At 57.9% G+C, this 16,140-nt stretch carries 19 protein-coding genes and 1 tRNA gene; 13 read left to right on the top strand and 7 right to left on the bottom strand.

The annotated features are described in order from the left end of the window. Nucleotides 1-37 precede the first annotated feature (37 nt). The 3 genes from ACR0CA_RS02520 to ACR0CA_RS02510 form a co-directional block, all read right to left on the bottom strand. Entirely contained in the window at nucleotides 38-1,066 is a 1,029-nt protein-coding gene (locus ACR0CA_RS02520; protein WP_480897345.1) for an alcohol dehydrogenase catalytic domain-containing protein, read from the bottom strand. Between the two features lie 160 nt (nucleotides 1,067-1,226). Further along, complete coding sequence (locus ACR0CA_RS02515) at nucleotides 1,227-1,628, bottom strand: hypothetical protein (protein ID WP_480897344.1); 402 nt, start codon at nucleotides 1,626-1,628, stop codon at nucleotides 1,227-1,229. 183 nt (nucleotides 1,629-1,811) lie between these two features. After that, nucleotides 1,812-1,901, bottom strand: a tRNA-Ser gene (locus tag ACR0CA_RS02510). A 124-nt stretch (nucleotides 1,902-2,025) separates the two neighbouring features. On the opposite strand from ACR0CA_RS02510, the gene ACR0CA_RS02505 reads away from it, so the two are divergent. From ACR0CA_RS02505 to ACR0CA_RS02470, 8 genes are all read left to right on the top strand, one after another. After that, nucleotides 2,026-2,868: a DUF2059 domain-containing protein gene (locus tag ACR0CA_RS02505; RefSeq protein ID WP_480897343.1), complete on the top strand. Its 843-nt coding sequence runs from the start codon at nucleotides 2,026-2,028 to the stop codon at nucleotides 2,866-2,868. After that, nucleotides 2,868-3,665, top strand: coding sequence for a DUF2059 domain-containing protein (locus ACR0CA_RS02500; RefSeq protein ID WP_480504330.1), 798 nt, complete (start codon nucleotides 2,868-2,870; stop codon nucleotides 3,663-3,665). Before ACR0CA_RS02505 ends, ACR0CA_RS02500 begins: the two co-directional genes overlap by 1 nt. A 208-nt stretch (nucleotides 3,666-3,873) precedes the next feature. Then, on the top strand, nucleotides 3,874-4,491 hold the full coding sequence (locus ACR0CA_RS02495) for a 50S ribosomal protein L21 (protein WP_480873802.1): 618 nt from the start codon (nucleotides 3,874-3,876) through the stop codon (nucleotides 4,489-4,491). Between the two features lie 13 nt (nucleotides 4,492-4,504). Next, complete coding sequence (rpmA, locus tag ACR0CA_RS02490; RefSeq protein ID WP_010440093.1) at nucleotides 4,505-4,774, top strand: 50S ribosomal protein L27; 270 nt, start codon at nucleotides 4,505-4,507, stop codon at nucleotides 4,772-4,774. A 249-nt stretch (nucleotides 4,775-5,023) separates the two neighbouring features. Next, nucleotides 5,024-5,560: a GNAT family N-acetyltransferase gene (locus tag ACR0CA_RS02485; RefSeq protein ID WP_170769735.1), complete on the top strand. Its 537-nt coding sequence runs from the start codon at nucleotides 5,024-5,026 to the stop codon at nucleotides 5,558-5,560. Nucleotides 5,561-5,597: 37 nt separating this feature from the next. Then, on the top strand, nucleotides 5,598-6,632 hold the full coding sequence (obgE, locus tag ACR0CA_RS02480; RefSeq protein ID WP_480897342.1) for a GTPase ObgE: 1,035 nt from the start codon (nucleotides 5,598-5,600) through the stop codon (nucleotides 6,630-6,632). Beyond that, nucleotides 6,620-7,726 carry a glutamate 5-kinase gene (proB, locus tag ACR0CA_RS02475; RefSeq protein ID WP_170786742.1) on the top strand — a complete coding sequence of 369 codons (1,107 nt, stop codon included), beginning with the start codon at nucleotides 6,620-6,622 and terminating at the stop codon, nucleotides 7,724-7,726. The genes obgE and proB overlap by 13 nt, the downstream gene beginning before the upstream one ends. Nucleotides 7,727-7,748: 22 nt before the next feature. Next, entirely contained in the window at nucleotides 7,749-9,011 is a 1,263-nt protein-coding gene (locus ACR0CA_RS02470) for a glutamate-5-semialdehyde dehydrogenase (RefSeq protein WP_480897341.1), read from the top strand. Here ACR0CA_RS02470 and ACR0CA_RS02465 read toward each other — a convergent pair. Further along, nucleotides 9,008-9,604 (bottom strand): histidine phosphotransferase family protein, encoded by a 597-nt coding sequence (locus tag ACR0CA_RS02465; RefSeq protein WP_480897340.1) that lies wholly within the window; start codon nucleotides 9,602-9,604, stop codon nucleotides 9,008-9,010. The two genes, ACR0CA_RS02470 and ACR0CA_RS02465, sit on opposite strands and share 4 nt — an antisense overlap. A 43-nt stretch (nucleotides 9,605-9,647) precedes the next feature. On the opposite strand from ACR0CA_RS02465, the gene ACR0CA_RS02460 reads away from it, so the two are divergent. From ACR0CA_RS02460 to tsf, 5 genes are all read left to right on the top strand, one after another. Beyond that, complete coding sequence (locus tag ACR0CA_RS02460; protein ID WP_170769740.1) at nucleotides 9,648-9,830, top strand: DUF3553 domain-containing protein; 183 nt, start codon at nucleotides 9,648-9,650, stop codon at nucleotides 9,828-9,830. 97 nt (nucleotides 9,831-9,927) lie between these two features. Further along, entirely contained in the window at nucleotides 9,928-10,683 is a 756-nt protein-coding gene (gene olsB / locus ACR0CA_RS02455; protein ID WP_480860372.1) for an L-ornithine N(alpha)-acyltransferase, read from the top strand. Nucleotides 10,684-10,686: 3 nt separating this feature from the next. Further along, nucleotides 10,687-11,523 (top strand): lyso-ornithine lipid O-acyltransferase, encoded by an 837-nt coding sequence (gene olsA, locus ACR0CA_RS02450; RefSeq protein ID WP_480897339.1) that lies wholly within the window; start codon nucleotides 10,687-10,689, stop codon nucleotides 11,521-11,523. A 167-nt stretch (nucleotides 11,524-11,690) separates the two neighbouring features. Beyond that, entirely contained in the window at nucleotides 11,691-12,473 is a 783-nt protein-coding gene (rpsB, locus tag ACR0CA_RS02445) for a 30S ribosomal protein S2 (protein WP_170769743.1), read from the top strand. A gap of 77 nt (nucleotides 12,474-12,550) precedes the next feature. Continuing rightward, complete coding sequence (gene tsf / locus ACR0CA_RS02440; protein WP_170354186.1) at nucleotides 12,551-13,426, top strand: translation elongation factor Ts; 876 nt, start codon at nucleotides 12,551-12,553, stop codon at nucleotides 13,424-13,426. Between the two features lie 369 nt (nucleotides 13,427-13,795). Here the strand turns inward: tsf and ACR0CA_RS02435 are convergent, their stop codons facing one another. From ACR0CA_RS02435 to ACR0CA_RS02425, 3 genes are all read right to left on the bottom strand, one after another. After that, entirely contained in the window at nucleotides 13,796-14,551 is a 756-nt protein-coding gene (locus tag ACR0CA_RS02435; protein WP_170769744.1) for a helix-turn-helix transcriptional regulator, read from the bottom strand. Beyond that, nucleotides 14,551-14,997 (bottom strand): type II 3-dehydroquinate dehydratase, encoded by a 447-nt coding sequence (aroQ, locus tag ACR0CA_RS02430; RefSeq protein ID WP_170769745.1) that lies wholly within the window; start codon nucleotides 14,995-14,997, stop codon nucleotides 14,551-14,553. Before aroQ ends, ACR0CA_RS02435 begins: the two co-directional genes overlap by 1 nt. A 137-nt stretch (nucleotides 14,998-15,134) precedes the next feature. Next, nucleotides 15,135-16,130, bottom strand: a complete 996-nt coding sequence (locus ACR0CA_RS02425; RefSeq protein ID WP_480504319.1) for an NADPH:quinone oxidoreductase family protein — start codon at nucleotides 16,128-16,130, stop codon at nucleotides 15,135-15,137. Between the last annotated feature and the right edge of the window lie 10 nt (nucleotides 16,131-16,140).

The raw sequence follows: 16,140 nt of genomic DNA, 5'->3' as shown, positions 1-16,140 counted from the left end.
TCCCCCTCGGCCACGATGACCAAAGGGCTTTGTTCTACTATGGGGTGATAATCACCTTTCCGTCACTCTTTTTTAGCGCATGGGCCAGTTCTGACACCACGTTTCTGAGCGATAGGCGATCTGCAACATCTGTTTTCCAACGACCATCGGCGAAACGCGCCTGAACCTCGGCCACAACCCGCATCTGATCGGTGGGCGGGGTGGTGGTCATCCACTTGGTTAGCCAGAAGCCTTCGATCTGCTTACCCATGAAAATCATCTGGCCCATCTGGGTTAGTTTGGGCAGATCGGGGCTGAGCTTGCCATAACAGACCCAGCGCGCGCCGTTTGGCATGGCACAAAACACCTGCTCGGATATCTGGTCGGCCACCGCATCCAGGAAAACGCGCGGTTTCAGCGCGTGACACAAGTCGGTTAGTTTTTTCGGCATGTCCGGGTTAGACGTCACCAGAACCTCATGCGCGCCAAGATCCTTCAGACTGTCTACCGCATCCGCCCGGCGCACGATGGCAATGGGTTTCAGGCCCAGATCGCGACCCAAACTGCACATCAGCTTGCCCAACTGGCTTGTCGCGGCAGAGACTATGAAAGCCTCGCCGGCATTTCGCGCGATATCCACCATCGCCATGGCCGTCATCGGGTTCACGATCTGGGCCGAGCCGTCCTCATCCGAAATCTCGGGCCTCAGGGGGATGCACATCATCGCCTGTGTCACCACATATTCAGCCCACGCCCCGGCGCCCGCCGCAACGAAGGCCACACGCTGACCGTTCAGGACTTCGGCCCCGGCACCTGTCGCAACCACATCGCCGCATCCCTCAAACCCTGCGGCGGCTCCCTTAACGCGGGGCTGGCCGTATTCGCCTTTGATAAAGTGAATATCCGACGGATTTACCGAGGCCGCGCGAAGCCTGATCAACACCTGACCGGGGCCCGGAGCGGGCACCGGCAACTCCGCTTCACTCAACCATTCTGCGGCGTCTTCCACTGCTGGGCCGGTGGCCGTTCCCGAATACCCGTCCTGTGTTTGAACAACGGCAAACATGGTTGATGGCGGTGTGTTCATTTCAATCCCCCGAAAACAACAGCTTGAAGCATCCTGTGTATGGTTTGATACAAAAACGTCTGTTGGCATTGTAACCCTCAGGCCAGCCAATCACGTGATCCGGCAAGGGTCAACGCAGGGCAAAGCTTACGTAGCGCAACGGCGCAGGCAATTGCAGAACTCAATTTGCGTTCAACAAGTCCCGCAGTTCCTGAATTTTCGCGGCAAGCGTTTCGGGCGAGGCCTTGATCTCCTCCAAGATAGCTGTGGCCTGTGATTTGATGTCCTGCGCCAGATCGCTGTCCTGAACCGACGCCATAAGGGTATCGTAGTCGAAATTCTGAACGGTCAGCATCCCGTCTTCGATCCACTGGTTCATCAGGTCCTGCCCTTGATCGGCCAGAGCGGCGACTTCCTGGCCGGCCTGATCAACAAGCTGGCTGGCTGTTTCCCCAATGGTCTCAGAGGGTGTCTCATCCGGGGCCGTCGCCGTTGCCGGTTCGGGCGCCTCTGACGTATTGAGGTAATAATAACCGCCCGCCACTATCGCTGCCACAAGGATAGCTGGAATTAGTTTCTGCATCATACGAATCTCCTTTAGTTTTATAAACTTAAGATGATTTGAATATATGCATTGCCCAAGGGGAATTGCGTGCGTCAAGCGTCACCCAGGCGAATTGGGCTACCTTGTGCCGATACGGCCCAACCAGCAGGCAAGAACACGCCGTCCGGCGGGTGTCTCGGAATTGGGCGTCACTAGGGAAAGTGGCGGAGAGACAGGGATTCGAACCCTGGGTGGGCTTGCACCCACAACGGTTTTCGAGACCGCCCCGTTCGACCACTCCGGCACCTCTCCGCGGGGGTCTGTGAGGGGGGGATTTAGTGAGGAACGCGCAGGGGTGCAAGCAGAAAATTCCCCAAATTCACTCTTCTGGGATTTTCCATTGCCTGATGGCGTAAATCACCTAGGGTCTATGTCCATGACACATATCGCTCGCTTCTTCGCATTGCCCGTTACACTGCTTCTTTTCGCGCTGGCCGCGTTGCCGTCCCATGCGGCCACAGCGGATCGCGACCGGATCGAAGCCTTTCTGACCACCACCGGCTTTGACGTCGCGCTGCAAAGTATCGCGCTGGCCTCGGCCTCGGCGCCGCAGATGTTGGGCATTGATCCTGAAGGGTTCGGTTCGGACTGGGCGCGTCTAACCGAAGAAGTGTTCGACACTGAAGATATGCATGAAACCGCAGTGGCTATTCTGGAACAAACGCTCAGCAATGAGGCGCTGACACACGCGGTCGAATTCTATGCCTCGGATCTGGGGCAGCGGCTGGTCGTGGCGGAAAACGCCGCTCATATCCACGAAGACGAAGATGCCAAGCAGTTGGAGGGCCAGAAGATCGTCGCCGACCTGATTCAGCAAGGGTCACAGCGGGTCGAAGAGTTGAAGCGCATGAACAATGCGATCGATTCCAGCGGCACCGCGCTGCGGGCGCTGCAGGAAATCCAGATCCGGTTTCTGCTGGCCGCAAGCGCGTCCGGTGTGATCGACCTGCAAATGGATGCGGGCGATCTGCGTGAGTTGATGAAACAGAACGAAGGCGCCATGCGGCAAGCCATTCAGCTTTCGGCACTGGCTGGCGCGGCCTACACGTATCAGGATTTCTCGGATGCCGACGTGACCGCCTATGCTGACGCATTAGAACAACCCTTGATGCAAGAGGTCTATGAACTGCTCAATGCCATCCAATATGAAATCATGGCGATGAAATTCGAAGTTCTGGCCGCGCGGATGGCCGATCTTCACCCAGCACAGGACATCTGATGCGACTGCTGGCGGCCGTCCTTTCACTTGCCCTGAGTGTGACCCCAGCGGTCGCCGAGCAGATTGACCGTTTGATGACGGCCCTGCACATGGACGAGGTGATCGAACTGCTGCGCCACGAAGGGCAGATGCAGGCGCAAGAGATCAACACAACGATGCTGGACGGGGCAGGCGGGGCCTATTTCGCAACACAAGTCGATATGATCTATGATCCCGACTGGATGCGCGACCAGTTTTCCACCGCCTTTGTGGAAACGCTGTCAGACAGCCAAATGGAACGCGCCGTGCTGTTTTTCGAAAGCGATCTGGGACAGACCGTTGTGCGGCTTGAAAACTCTGCCCGTCAGGCTTTTCAGGACGACACCATAGAAGAGATGGCGCAAGACGCGTATTCCGCACAGGATCAGGACAGCACATTCTTCCAACTGGTGGATGAGTATATCGAGGTCAACGAGTTGATCGAGAAGAATGTTAAAAGCGCCGTGAGCGCAGATTATAACTTTTTCCGAGGCTTGAATTCCGAAATTGGCGGCGATGATGGCGAGGTTCTGGCCCAGCTTCTCGCTGAAAAAGACGCCATCACACAAGAAACGCGTACGTGGCTGTATTCTTTCCTTCTGATGGCCTATCAACCCCTGGACGAGGCGCAACTGCGCGAGAACATCGCCTTTTCGCGGACCCAGACCGGCCGCGCCGTGAACGAGGCCTTTTTCGACAGTTTCGACCGCACCTATGACAAGATCTATTACCGGTTGGGTCTTGCAGTTTCACAGGTACTGCGCGGCTCTGATCTTTGAGTTGCTTTTGATGTTGACTTTGTCCTGCATTCTATGGATAAGCGCGCATCCCGGCCGGTTCCTCCGCGCCGGGTCTCGTTATTATTGACCCATCGGGACTATCCCAAGGGTCGTCACACGGCCCGAAAAGGGCGCGCTGTTCGAGGTGGCGAAAGCCGGCAACACCCGCAAGGGGACCACAGAACGCGGTTAGACAAAGGAAAGACGCATGTTTGCGGTCCTCAAGACTGGCGGCAAGCAGTACAAGGTTCAGGCGGGTGATATCCTCCGCGTTGAAAAGCTGGCTGCCGACGCAGGTGAAAAAGTTCAATTCAACGATGTTCTGATGCTGGGCGGTGACGCTCCGGTTGTTGGCGCACCTTTCGTTGAAGGCGCAGGCGTACAAGCCGAAGTGATCGAACAGATCAAAGGTGACAAGGTCATCAAGTTCGTCAAACGCCGTCGTAAGCACAGCTCGAAGCGTACTGTTGGCCACCGCCAGAAACTGACACTGGTCAAAATCACCGACATCCTGTCGTCGGGCGCTGATAAGTCGGGCATCAAAGCAGCTACCGGTTCTGCACCGGCTGGCGAAGCGGCACCTGCTGCAAAGCCTGCCAAGAAAGCTGAAGCCAAGGCAGAAGCACCCGCCGCCGCTGCGGCTGCTGCTGACGATCTGACCAAGCTGAACGGTGTCGGCCCCGCCGCTGCCAAAAAGCTGAACGACGCAGGTATCGAGAGCTTTAGCGCTCTAGCCGCCTTGTCGGACGAGCAGATTGCTGCTATCGACACCATCAAAGTGAAGCCCGAATGGGTTGAGCAAGCCAAAGAGCTGGCTCAAGGCTAAGGAGAGAGAGAGAATGGCACATAAAAAAGCTGGCGGTTCCTCCCGTAACGGTCGCGACTCTGCTGGTCGCCGCCTTGGCGTGAAACTCTATGGTGGCCAGGCGGCCATCGCAGGCAACATCATCGTACGTCAGCGCGGCACCAAGTTCTGGCCGGGCGAAGGCGTGGGCATGGGCAAAGATCACACCATTTTTGCAACTGTTGATGGCGCCGTGAAGTTCCACAAGGGACTCAAGAACCGCACCTTTATTTCGGTCCTGCCAGTGGCGGAGGCCGCAGAGTAAGCCGAAACCCTAAAGGTTTAGAAATAAATGGGGGACCGGCAGAAAATGCCGGTCCCTTTTCTCGTTTTTAACACAGTTTTGACCTATGAGCCCGATGACACTCCCAGCAAGCACCATACCGCCCCTGTTTCAGGGACGCATTGCCCATGCGGTTGAAGATCGTCTGGGCCGCAAATATCTGATGTGGGCTGTAATTGGTTTCACTGTTACGTCCGCAATTTACGTGTTGTTCGGAGGAGGACCGCACTCATGAAGCTTGAGACAATAATAAACCAGCCGGTGATTGAAACCGAGCGGTTCGACCTGCGCCCGTTGCGCCGGTCGGATATGGGTCTCATTGAACATTATGCAGGTGATGAGCGCGTGGCGCGGATGACGTCGTCTATTCCGCATCCATTGCCGCCTGGCTCGATCGAGGCATTTGTGAACCGCGCCATGTCCGAGGACCGGGACGAAGACGTCTGGGCGATGGATGCCACCAAGGACGGCGGGCCGGAACTGATCGGTTTGATCTCGCTGACACGGCTGGATCGCAACCAGTCCGAGGTGGGCTATTGGGTTGCGCCGGTCTATTGGAACACCGGAATTGCTTCGATGGCGGTGGAAACGCTGGTTGCGGCGAACCCGCTGGAAAACGCCACGATGTTCGCCAGCGTGTTTCAAGACAACCCGGCCTCGGCGCGGGTCTTGACCCATTGCGGGTTCGAATATCTGGGCGACGCCGAAACGTACTCGGTGGCGCGTGACGCGAACGTGTCCACCTGGACATATACAAAGAAACTCTGACTTGTGGCCGATGGGGCCTTTGCAGTAGGGGACAGTCATGAAATTTCTCGATCTTGCAAAGGTCTACATCCGGTCCGGGGCCGGAGGTGGCGGCTGCGTCAGCTTTCGGCGCGAAAAATACATCGAATATGGCGGTCCGGATGGCGGCGATGGCGGCAAGGGCGGCTCCGTCTGGGTTGAGGTTGTAGACAGTCTGAACACGCTGATCGACTTCCGTTATCAGCAACATTTCTTTGCCAAAAACGGCCAGCCCGGCCGCGGGCAGCAGCGCACCGGTAAGGATGGCGATGACATTGTCCTCCGCGTACCTGTTGGGACCGAGATTCTGGACGAGGACGAAGAAACCGTCATCTGCGACCTGACCGAGGTCGGGCAGCGCGTGCTGCTGGCCAAGGGCGGCAATGGCGGCTTCGGCAACCTGCACTTTAAATCGGCCACCAACCAGGCCCCGCGCCGGGCCAATCCGGGTCAGGCGGGGATCGACCGCACCATCTGGCTGCGGCTGAAACTGATCGCCGATGTAGGCCTTTTGGGGATGCCCAATGCGGGCAAGTCAACCTTTCTGGCAGCCACCTCGAACGCACGGCCCAAGATTGCCGATTATCCGTTTACCACGCTGCATCCCAATCTGGGTGTTGTGGGTGTGGATAGCGTCGAATTCGTTGTGGCCGACATCCCCGGCCTGATCGAAGGCGCCCATGAAGGGCGCGGTATCGGCGACCGCTTTCTGGGCCATGTGGAACGCTGCGCGGTTTTGCTGCATCTGGTCGATGGCACCTCGGAAACCGTGGCCGAGGATTACCGCACCATCATTCACGAGCTTGAGGCTTATGGCGGTGAGCTGGCCGAGAAACCCCGGATCACCGTGCTGAACAAGGTCGACGCGCTGGATGATGAGGAACGCGAACTGGCCAAGTCTGAGTTGGAAGAGGCCGTAGGCGGCCCAGTCATGACTATGTCTGGCGTCGCACATTTGGGCGTGACCGAGGTTCTGCGCGCCCTGCGCGCGGAAATTGACGACAACCGCCTTCGTCACAAACCCGCCGAGGAGGCCGCGCCTTGGCAACCCTGACCTCGGCGAAACGTCTGGTTGTAAAGATCGGATCTGCCTTGCTGGTGGATCGGGATACGGGGTTGTTGCGGTCCGACTGGCTGCATTCGCTGGCGCAGGACGTGGCGTGGCTCAAGGGGCAGGGGACGGATGTCATTCTGGTGTCCTCTGGGTCGATTGCTCTGGGGCGTGGGGTACTGGGCCTGCCGATGGCGACCTTGCCGCTGGAACAATCTCAGGCCGCTGCCGCTGTCGGTCAAATCCGGCTGGCCCGCGCTTATGAGGAGGCTCTTGCGCCGCACAATATCACCACGGCGCAAGTTCTTGTCACGCTAGAGGACAGTTCTGATCGCCGCCGCTATCTGAACTCGCGCGCGACGCTTGAGACCCTGTTGGGACTGGGTGTTGTCCCGATTGTCAACGAAAACGATACAGTCGCCACAGATGAGATCCGATATGGCGACAATGACCGCCTCGCGGCGCAAATCGCTGTTACAGTCGGCGCCGATCAACTGATCCTGCTGTCGGATGTGGACGGGTTCTATACCGGGAACCCGACCGAGGACGCCTCGGCCACGCGCTATGATGTGATTAAGGACATCACGCCCGAGATCGAGGCGATGGCCGGTGACGCTGGTTCGGGCCTTTCCAAGGGTGGGATGAAGACTAAATTGCTGGCGGCCAAGATGGCGACGGCAGCGGGTTGCGATATGGCGATTACCGAAGGATCGCCCTTGAACCCGTTGAATACGCTTGAGAATGGTGCGAACTGCACGTGGTTCACGGCCACCGTCGATCCGCACGCGGCGCGCAAACGCTGGATCTCGGCGATGAAGCCACGTGGCGAGATTGTGGTGGATGCCGGCGCGGCGCGTGCGCTTGGAAATGGCAAAAGCTTGCTGCCTGCAGGTATTGTCGAAGTGACCGGCGATTTTCAGCGCGGCGATCCTGTGGCCATCATCGACCCGCAGGCGCGGCGTTTGGCGCAGGGTCTCAGCCGATATACCGCGCAAGAGGCGGACGCGATAAAAGGGCGTAAATCATCCGAGATCGAGGCAACGCTGGGCTATCCTGGTCGCGCCGTGTTGATCCACCGGGACGATCTGGCGCTATAGGACAACAGGAAAGGCACCCAAGATGAAGGATTTCGACAGCATTCCCGCCCTGATGGCCGATTTGGGCGCGCGCGCCAAGGCTGCTGCTGCTGAGTTGGCCTTTGCCAGTGCAGAACGCAAACACGCCGCTCTGATCGCCGCGGCCGAGGCCGTCTGGGCTCGCCGCGCTGAGATTATCGAAGCCAACAAGAAGGATCTGGAATTTGGGCGCGACAAGGGCCTGAGCCCAGCGATGATGGACCGTCTGATGCTGGACGAATCCCGAATTCAGGGGATGGTCGATGGGCTGCGCACGGTGGCCGATCAGACCGACCCGGTGGGCGAGATTCTGACCGAATGGGACATGCCCTCGGGGCTGCATATCCAGCGCGTGCGCACGCCTCTGGGTGTGATCGGAGTGATCTATGAAAGCCGCCCGAATGTAACAGCGGATGCGGGTGCGCTGTGCCTGAAATCGGGCAATGCGGTGATCCTGCGAGGGGGCTCGGAAAGCTTCCATTCGTCTGGCGCGATCCATGCTTGTTTGGTCGAGGGTCTGAAGGCCGCAAACCTGCCTGAAGACGCGATCCAACTAGTACCCACACGCGACCGAGCAGCCGTTCAGGAATTGCTCACCATGACGGACTTTGTAGACGTGATCGTGCCTCGTGGTGGCAAGGGGCTGGTCGGATTGGTTCAGCGCGAAGCCCGCGTTCCTGTCTTTGCTCATCTCGAAGGCATTGTTCATATCTATATCGACAAGGCGGCAGACCCCGCGAAAACTCTTGAGGTCGTGCTGAACGCCAAGACCCGGCGGACGGGGATATGCGGTGCCGCCGAGTGCCTGCTGATCCATCAGGACATTGCTGAAACGCTGGGGCGGGATGTCATCACCGCGCTGCTGGCCGCCGGAGTTGAGATTCACGCCGAGGGCTCCTTGGCTCTCGACGGTGCGTTGAAAGCGACGGATGAGGATTGGGGTAAAGAATTCCTCGACAGTATCATCGCCGCTAAGCCCGTAGCAGATATCGATGAGGCCATCGCGCATATCCGTCAATTCGGCTCGAACCACACCGACTGTATCATGACCGAGGACCCGCAAGCTGCGGTCCGGTTCTTTGAACGGCTGGACAGCGCGATCCTGATGCACAACGCCTCAACCCAGTTCGCCGATGGCGGCGAGTTCGGAATGGGGGCCGAGATCGGGATTGCCACGGGCAAAATGCATGCCCGTGGGCCGGTTGGGGCCGCCCAACTGACCAGTTTTCAATACCTTGTGCGGGGCAACGGGACGGTCCGCGCCTAAAACCTGATCTCGACGCGGGTTGCGGTGGTTTCCGCCGTAATCCGCCGCCGCATCGCATGCGCCGTTTCCGGCAGAAGGGCGAATTGCACCTTGGCGGGGGTGACCTTATCAGCAAACCGACCCTTGGGCAGGTTATTCCACAGATCGCTATCGATGTTCAGCTTGTCTGCCACGCCCGTCACGGTCCATTGATCGACATCGTTGCGGATCGTCACCTCACCCCCGAAGGGCATCGCGCTTTCGCAGCACATCAGCGCCAGAAACGCCAGTTTGACCTGATTGCGCGGCACCGCCTCGGTCAGGTTCCAGCTCACACGAACGCGACCTGCGGCTTCGACATCTTTCAGCAAGGCACTGACTTCGGCGCGGCCCAGGGGTTGATCGCTGGCCGATCCAAACGCCACCCGGAAAAAGCGGATACGCGCGCCTGCGCTGCCGACGCTACCCGAAATCAGCTCCATCTCGGGGCCTTGGGTGCCGCCAACCATTTCCAGCAGCTCCAGCCCGTTGGTGATCGCGCCGATCGGGCTGATCAGATCATGACAGATCCGCGAGCCGATCAGCTCGGCCAGGTTGACGTCTGTTGCGCTCATGCGTACCTCCTGCTGTATCTGCCGCCGGACCCGGAGCCCAGTCATGTCAGACCTCAATGCCATTCTTGCACCGGGCATGTTTGTCCGCCACCCCGATTTCCCCGATTGGGGCATTGGACAGGTGCAGTCCAATATCGGCGGCAAGATCACCGTGAACTTCCGCGAGCAGGGAAAGGTGGTGATTGACGGATCTCGCATCGCCCTGATGCCCGTCTTTGATCCGTGAAACTGGTTTAGGAATAGTTAACATCCAACCGGTTCAGGCGATGTTGCCATTCCCCCGACACCTGCGGTATCAGCCCTGAAACCACAGGGACTTTCTGATGTCGGGTACAGGCCCATCCTTCACCGTCAAACTCGCCGAGACCGAGGCCGAACTGCGTGCCGCGCAGCGGCTGCGCTATGACGTCTTCGTGCGCGAACTGGGCGGTGGCGGAGAGATGGTGGACCACGACGCAGGGCTAGAGCAGGACCGGTTCGACCCGTATTTTGACCATATGCTGGCCATCGACGACCAGACCGGCGAAACTGTGGGCGTTTACAGGCTGTTACCGGGTGAACGTGCAGCAGATCTGGGGCAGTTTTATTCCGAAGACGAATATGATGTGAGCGTTCTGAAAGACAGCGGTCGCAAGCTGTTGGAATTGGGGCGATCCTGCCTCCACCCTGACTATCGCGGCGGCACGGCAATGTATCATCTGTGGAACGGTCTGGCCGCCTATGTGAACGCGCGCCAGATTGAAGTTCTGTTCGGCGTCGCCAGCTTTCATGGCACTGATGTTCAGGCGCTGGAGCAGCCTCTGTCGATGTTGCATCACAACCACCTCGCCCCGCCAGACCTGAGGGTGCGGGCGCAACCCGATGTGTTTCAGCCGATGGACTTGGTGGACGTGGATGCGCTGGATCGCCGTGCAGCCATGGTGCAGGTTCCAGCGCTGATCAAAGCCTATCTTCGGCTGGGCGGGTTCGTGGGCGAGGGCGCTTTCATCGACTATGCCTTCAACACAACGGACGTGTGCCTGATCCTGGACACAGCGCGTATGAACGAGCGCCAACGGCGCATCTATTCCGGAGCATAACCCTTGAGCGACGCATCCTGGCACAGCGAAGACGCGCCTGATCCCATTGAGTTGGGCCTTATCGGCTGGATTCTGGTCATCTTGCGTGGTCTGCCACTGGCGGTGTTAGTCTTCGGCGGTCTGATTATTCTACTGATCCTGCGACTGATCGAACGACCGCTCTATGGGGTGCGTCGCCCAATCACGCCCTTCATCACGCAATTCGTCTGCCGAAACGCGTTTCGCATTCTGGGGATGGGATTTCGCAGCTCGGGTGAGTTGATGACGCAACGTGGGGCAGTGGTGGCCAATCACTCTTCGTGGTTGGATATTTTCGCACTTAATGCTCGCAAAAGGGTCTATTTCGTCTCCAAGGCCGAGGTTGCAAGGTGGCCCGGCATCGGCTGGCTCGCCCGCGCAACCGGTACGGTTTTCATCGAACGCAACCGTAAAAAGGCGCGCGAGCAAACCTTGTTGTTTCAGGAACGCTTGTCCGCAGGTCATAAGTTGGTGTTCTTCCCGGAAGGCACCTCGACCGATGGAATCAGGGTTTTGCCCTTTAAAACAACACTCTTTGCTGCATTCTTTACAGATGAACTGCGCGAATTCATGTATGTGCAGCCGGTTTCCGTTATTTACCATGCACCTGCCGGACAACCCAACAGGTTCTATGGGTGGTGGGGAGATATGGATTTCGGTCCGCATTTGCTGAAAACGCTGGGCGCCCGTCGGCAAGGCTGGGTCGAGTTGATCTACCACACACCCGCCAAGGTCAGCGATTTTGAAAACCGCAAAGCGTTGGCTGCTCATTGCGAGGAAGCCGTCCGTCATGCCCATAGCTTGGCGCGGCTTGAAAAATAGGGGCGAAAGCCTCTTGCGTTGCACCAAAACCTGCCGTATACGCGCGCCATTCAAACCCGCAGGCGGGGTTTGGGCTTTTTGCAGGGAGACATCCTCATCAGGCCCGCCGGTTGGAGCATCCGCTTCTTTCACCCCCGCCAAGGCGTAAACCGGAAAAGGAAAATAGCATGGCTCTTCCCGAGTTCACCATGCGTCAGCTGCTGGAAGCTGGCGTTCACTTTGGTCACCAGACACAGCGTTGGAATCCCCGCATGGGCCCGTTCATCTACGGCTCGCGCAATGGCATCCACATCATGGACCTGACCCAGACCGTTCCGATGCTGGATCAGGCTCTGCAGGCTGTTCGTGACACCGTTGCAAAAGGTGGCCGCGTTCTGTTCGTTGGTACCAAGCGTCAGGCCGCTGGCCCGATCGCCGAAGCGGCTGAAAAGTCGGCTCAGTACTACATGAACCACCGCTGGCTGGGCGGTACGCTGACCAACTGGAAAACCGTTTCCCAGTCGATCAACCGTCTGAACCAGATCGACGAAGCAATGGAAGCCGGCGCAGAAGGCCTGACCAAGAAAGAGCGTCTGGGCATGGAGCGTGACCAACAGAAGCTGCAGGCTTCGCTGGGCGGTATCCGCGAGATGGGCGGCGTTCCTGATCTGCTGTTCGTCATCGACGTCAAAAAAGAAGCACTGGCCATCGCCGAAGCCAACAAGCTGGGTATCCCGGTTGTGGCTGTTGTCGACACCAACTGCTCGCCCGACGGTGTTGACTACATCATCCCCGGCAACGACGACGCAGCCCGCGCCATCGGTCTGTATTGTGACCTGGCCGCTCGCGCCGCTCTGGACGGCATGACCGCTCAGATGGGTGCTGCTGGCGTAGACCTGGGTGCATTCGAAGAAGCACCGGTTGAAGAAGTCGTTGCAGAAGAAGCCGCTGAAGCTCCGGCTGAAGCGTAAGCTGCCCGTCACGTAATTGACACATGGGGCAGGGTATGACCTGCCCCAATTCCGTTTGAATTGAGGAGAGCCAAAAGATGGCAATCACAGCAGCAATGGTTAAAGAACTGCGCGACAGCACAGGCGCAGGCATGATGGACGCGAAAAAAGCCCTGACCGAAACCGGCGGCAACATGGACGAGGCCGTTGACTGGCTGCGCACCAAAGGCCTGGCGAAAGCGGCCAAGAAATCGGGCCGTACCGCAGCAGAAGGTCTGGTTGCTGTTCACGTCAACGGTGGCAACGGTGTTGCTGTCGAAGTGAACTCGGAAACCGACTTCGTTGCGAAAAACGCTGAATTCCAGGAAATGGTCGGCAAGATCGCATTTGCAGCCGAAGGCGTTGCAGACGTTGACGCTCTGCTGGCGGCTGACTTGGGTGGCAAATCCGTTGCCGACACTCTGACCGACAAGATCGCCACCATCGGCGAGAACATGTCGGTGCGCCGCATGGCGAAACTGTCGGGTGACACTGTTGTGTCTTACGTCCACAACGCAGCCACCAACGGCATGGGCAAAATCGGCGTTCTGGTCGCTCTGACCGGTGGCGACGAAGCGATCGGCAAGCAGGTTGCGATGCACATCGCAGCTGTGAACCCGGCAGCTCTGTCCGAGGCCGACATGGACCCGGCGGTCGTCGAGAAGGAAAAGCAGGTTCAGATGGACATCGCCCGCGAATCCGGCAAACCGGAGCAGGTGATCGAGAAGATGATCGAAGGCCGTATGAAGAAATTCGTGGCTGAATCAACTCTGCTGAACCAGTCGTTCGTTGTGAACCCTGACCTGACCGTTGAAGCAGCCGCCAAAGAAGCAGGCGCAACCATCACCGGCTTTATCCGTCTGGAAGTTGGCGAAGGCATCGTGGTGGAAAAAGAAGACTTCGCCGCCGAAGTTGCAAAAGCAGCCCAGGGTTAAGCGATTTTCCGGACCTCTTGGGGTCCGGGACACTTTAAGAACCGGTCGCGCAAGGCGTGGCCGGTTTTTTCTTGCGCGCACAAAAAAAGACGCCGAAGCGCCTGGCATTGAAGGATAGGGTTGGGGGGCCCCGCATGATGGGGATGGTCGAGGCCCCCCGGATTTCCGACATAGGTACGTGGACGAATAGACGCCCCTGTGTCAGAGCGGCCGGAGAGCCCTGAAATCACAAAGATCCGACCAAATGTTCCCAGGCTAAAGCCACCACTCACGGAACGCTCTCATTTTGCAACTACGGGTCAGAATCGAAAAGTAATGTTTTCCTTACCCTAGGTAAATTGACGCAGGTGAGCGTCAAAAAATTGGGGTTTAGGCCTCCATCACGAACATCTGATTTTGAAAAGATGCCTTCAGAACCGCCTGGGCTGTGGTTTCGACCGCCAGCGACTCACGCGCCAGACGCAAATGTTTCTCAACAGTGGCTGCTGTCAGGCCCATCAGCAGCGCGATATCCTGCGTGGTTTTTCCATCTCCGACCCACTCCAGCGCCTCTCTTTGGCGCTTTGTCAGAGCTCTGTTTGGAGCGTTGTAAGGCAGGGTCAGGATCTTGAGATGCGCCATATTGTTCATCAGCAAAATATCTTCGCCGTGCTCTGCCCAGATTGCATCCACATCTTCCTGAGACCGTGCGCCACAGGCAGATAGAGAAATCGCACCTTTCGACCGCGCCGACACTGACGTAAAGCTAACCGTATACCCGGCAACAACACCCTTCGAGCGGTTGAACTCAAGCACTTCCAACTCCTGCGCAGTCAAAGCGCCGGACATCATCATATCCTGCGTCATCTGCCAACTGGCCGCACCTTCATTTTCCAGCGCCCATTTCAGCATCGGCGCATGAAAATAAAGCCCACTGCGCAGGAACCCATCCAGATAGGGTTTGGTATGGTTGGTGAGAATGACAAAATCTTCCGGGTCGCCCAACGAGGTCGGGGTCTTGTAGCGCGTATACCCGTACAACAGCCGGTCGAAGCCGTATTCAGCCATTTGGCGGCAGTGGGCATCCCACAATTCCTCAAGCGTTTTGGTGTAGCTCAGGAAATAAAGATACTCACTCAGCCTCATTAAGCGCCCTCACGGTCAAGGAACCCAGCCAGCGCGTCCAACGCCAGGATGTAGCTTTGCGCACCAAAGCCACAAATCTGGCCGACGACAACTTTCGAGATATACGAGGTATGGCGAAAGCTCTCGCGTGCATGGATGTTTGACAGATGCACCTCGATGGTGGGAAGCTCGACCGAGGCGATAGCGTCCATCAGCGCAATAGACGTATGGGTATAGGCACCGGCGTTCAGGATGATGCCGTCCTGCGTCCCTTTGGCTGCGTGGATCGCGTCCAGCAAGGCACCTTCATGGTTCGACTGCATATGTGCGACTTCGAAACCGATTGTTTCTCCGTGCGTTACGCACATTTCCTCAACCATTTTCAGGGTTGTTTTACCATATACCTCTGGCTGACGCGTGCCCAGCAGATTCAGGTTCGGGCCGTTTAAAATCAGAGCTTTACGCATTTTTTTCACTGTTCCCGTTTTTTTTGGTTCTTAAACGCCAATGGGTCCCCTTGTCCACCGCCAGCGCTGCGTCACTTTCCTGGTTGCCCGAACGCAGTGCTGCAACGCAACACCGGCCCTCCCTTATTGTAGGGTTGTCAGAGCATCGTCACGACAATTTTGCCCAAGGCACCGCGCCCGGATAGTAAGGACAAAGCCTCAGCGGCTTTTTCCAGTGGAAACGTCGTGCTGATTTGCGGCTTGATCCTGGCAGCGTCGTAGAACTGGAACAGTTCCTGCACGTTCTCCGCGTGTCCTGCAGGGTCTCTGAAGACCGAAGCGCCCCAAAACACTCCAACAATCTGACAGCCTTTCAACAGTGGCAGGTTCAGAGGAATTTTGGGAATCCCAGCCGGGAATCCCACCACCAGAAAACGACCACCCCACGCCATCGCACGCAATGCGGGCTCCGCATAGTCTCCGCCGACCGCGTCATAGACAACATCGACACCAACTGGCCCAGCCAACGCCTTGATATCGGATGAAAAAGCCTTTTGCGCGTCCCGATCCATTTCGGTCGCGTAAACGATTGTATCATCCGCCCCAACTTGTCGACAGAACGCGGCTTTTTCTTCCGATGACACGGCGGCGATGACACGCGCGCCCATTGCCTTGCCCAATTCGATGGCAGCGGTTCCTACTCCACCCGCAGCCCCCAGAATCAACAGGGTTTCGCCAGCCTTCAGCGCCGCGCGATCCTTCAGAGCGTGATAAGAGGTGCCGTAAGTAAAGATGAAACACGCGGCATCCTCAAAGGGCATGGAATCCGGGAACTTCACCGCAGTCGAAGCCTGAATAGTCAGATGTGTTGCGAAGCCGCCATGACCGGTCAGCGCCAACACACGGTCGCCGACTTCGAACCCAGCGGCACCTTCACCTACCGCCAGCACCTGACCCGCAATCTCGCCACCCGGAGCATAAGGGCGCGGCGGTTTGATCTGGTAGAGGTCCCGGATCATCAGCGTATCAGGAAAATTCACCCCGGCGGCTTTGACGCCCACCAACAACTCGCCCTTGCCCGGCTGCGGATCGGGCAGGGTGGTCAGTTCCAAAGTTTCTGGTCCACCCGGAGCGACGCTGAGTAAAGCTTGCATGTTGACCCCG

It is taken from the genome of Ruegeria sp. F12, assembly GCF_056533885.1.
This window is presented reverse-complemented; position numbering and strand designations above follow the sequence as displayed.

Excerpts from the sequence above, each read along its gene's own strand:
- ACR0CA_RS02520 (WP_480897345.1), bottom strand. The coding sequence starts at position 1,066 with ATGAACACACCGCCATCAACCATGTTTGCCGTTGTTCAAACACAGGAC.
- ACR0CA_RS02515 (WP_480897344.1), bottom strand. The coding sequence starts at position 1,628 with ATGCAGAAACTAATTCCAGCTATCCTTGTGGCAGCGATAGTGGCGGGC.
- ACR0CA_RS02505 (WP_480897343.1), top strand. The coding sequence starts at position 2,026 with ATGACACATATCGCTCGCTTCTTCGCATTGCCCGTTACACTGCTTCTT.
- ACR0CA_RS02500 (WP_480504330.1), top strand. The coding sequence starts at position 2,868 with ATGCGACTGCTGGCGGCCGTCCTTTCACTTGCCCTGAGTGTGACCCCA.
- ACR0CA_RS02495 (WP_480873802.1), top strand. The coding sequence starts at position 3,874 with ATGTTTGCGGTCCTCAAGACTGGCGGCAAGCAGTACAAGGTTCAGGCG.
- rpmA (WP_010440093.1), top strand. The coding sequence starts at position 4,505 with ATGGCACATAAAAAAGCTGGCGGTTCCTCCCGTAACGGTCGCGACTCT.
- ACR0CA_RS02485 (WP_170769735.1), top strand. The coding sequence starts at position 5,024 with ATGAAGCTTGAGACAATAATAAACCAGCCGGTGATTGAAACCGAGCGG.
- obgE (WP_480897342.1), top strand. The coding sequence starts at position 5,598 with ATGAAATTTCTCGATCTTGCAAAGGTCTACATCCGGTCCGGGGCCGGA.
- ACR0CA_RS02470 (WP_480897341.1), top strand. The coding sequence starts at position 7,749 with ATGAAGGATTTCGACAGCATTCCCGCCCTGATGGCCGATTTGGGCGCG.
- ACR0CA_RS02465 (WP_480897340.1), bottom strand. The coding sequence starts at position 9,604 with ATGAGCGCAACAGACGTCAACCTGGCCGAGCTGATCGGCTCGCGGATC.
- ACR0CA_RS02460 (WP_170769740.1), top strand. The coding sequence starts at position 9,648 with ATGTCAGACCTCAATGCCATTCTTGCACCGGGCATGTTTGTCCGCCAC.
- olsB (WP_480860372.1), top strand. The coding sequence starts at position 9,928 with ATGTCGGGTACAGGCCCATCCTTCACCGTCAAACTCGCCGAGACCGAG.
- rpsB (WP_170769743.1), top strand. The coding sequence starts at position 11,691 with ATGGCTCTTCCCGAGTTCACCATGCGTCAGCTGCTGGAAGCTGGCGTT.
- tsf (WP_170354186.1), top strand. The coding sequence starts at position 12,551 with ATGGCAATCACAGCAGCAATGGTTAAAGAACTGCGCGACAGCACAGGC.
- ACR0CA_RS02435 (WP_170769744.1), bottom strand. The coding sequence starts at position 14,551 with ATGAGGCTGAGTGAGTATCTTTATTTCCTGAGCTACACCAAAACGCTT.
- aroQ (WP_170769745.1), bottom strand. The coding sequence starts at position 14,997 with ATGCGTAAAGCTCTGATTTTAAACGGCCCGAACCTGAATCTGCTGGGC.
- ACR0CA_RS02425 (WP_480504319.1), bottom strand. The coding sequence starts at position 16,130 with ATGCAAGCTTTACTCAGCGTCGCTCCGGGTGGACCAGAAACTTTGGAA.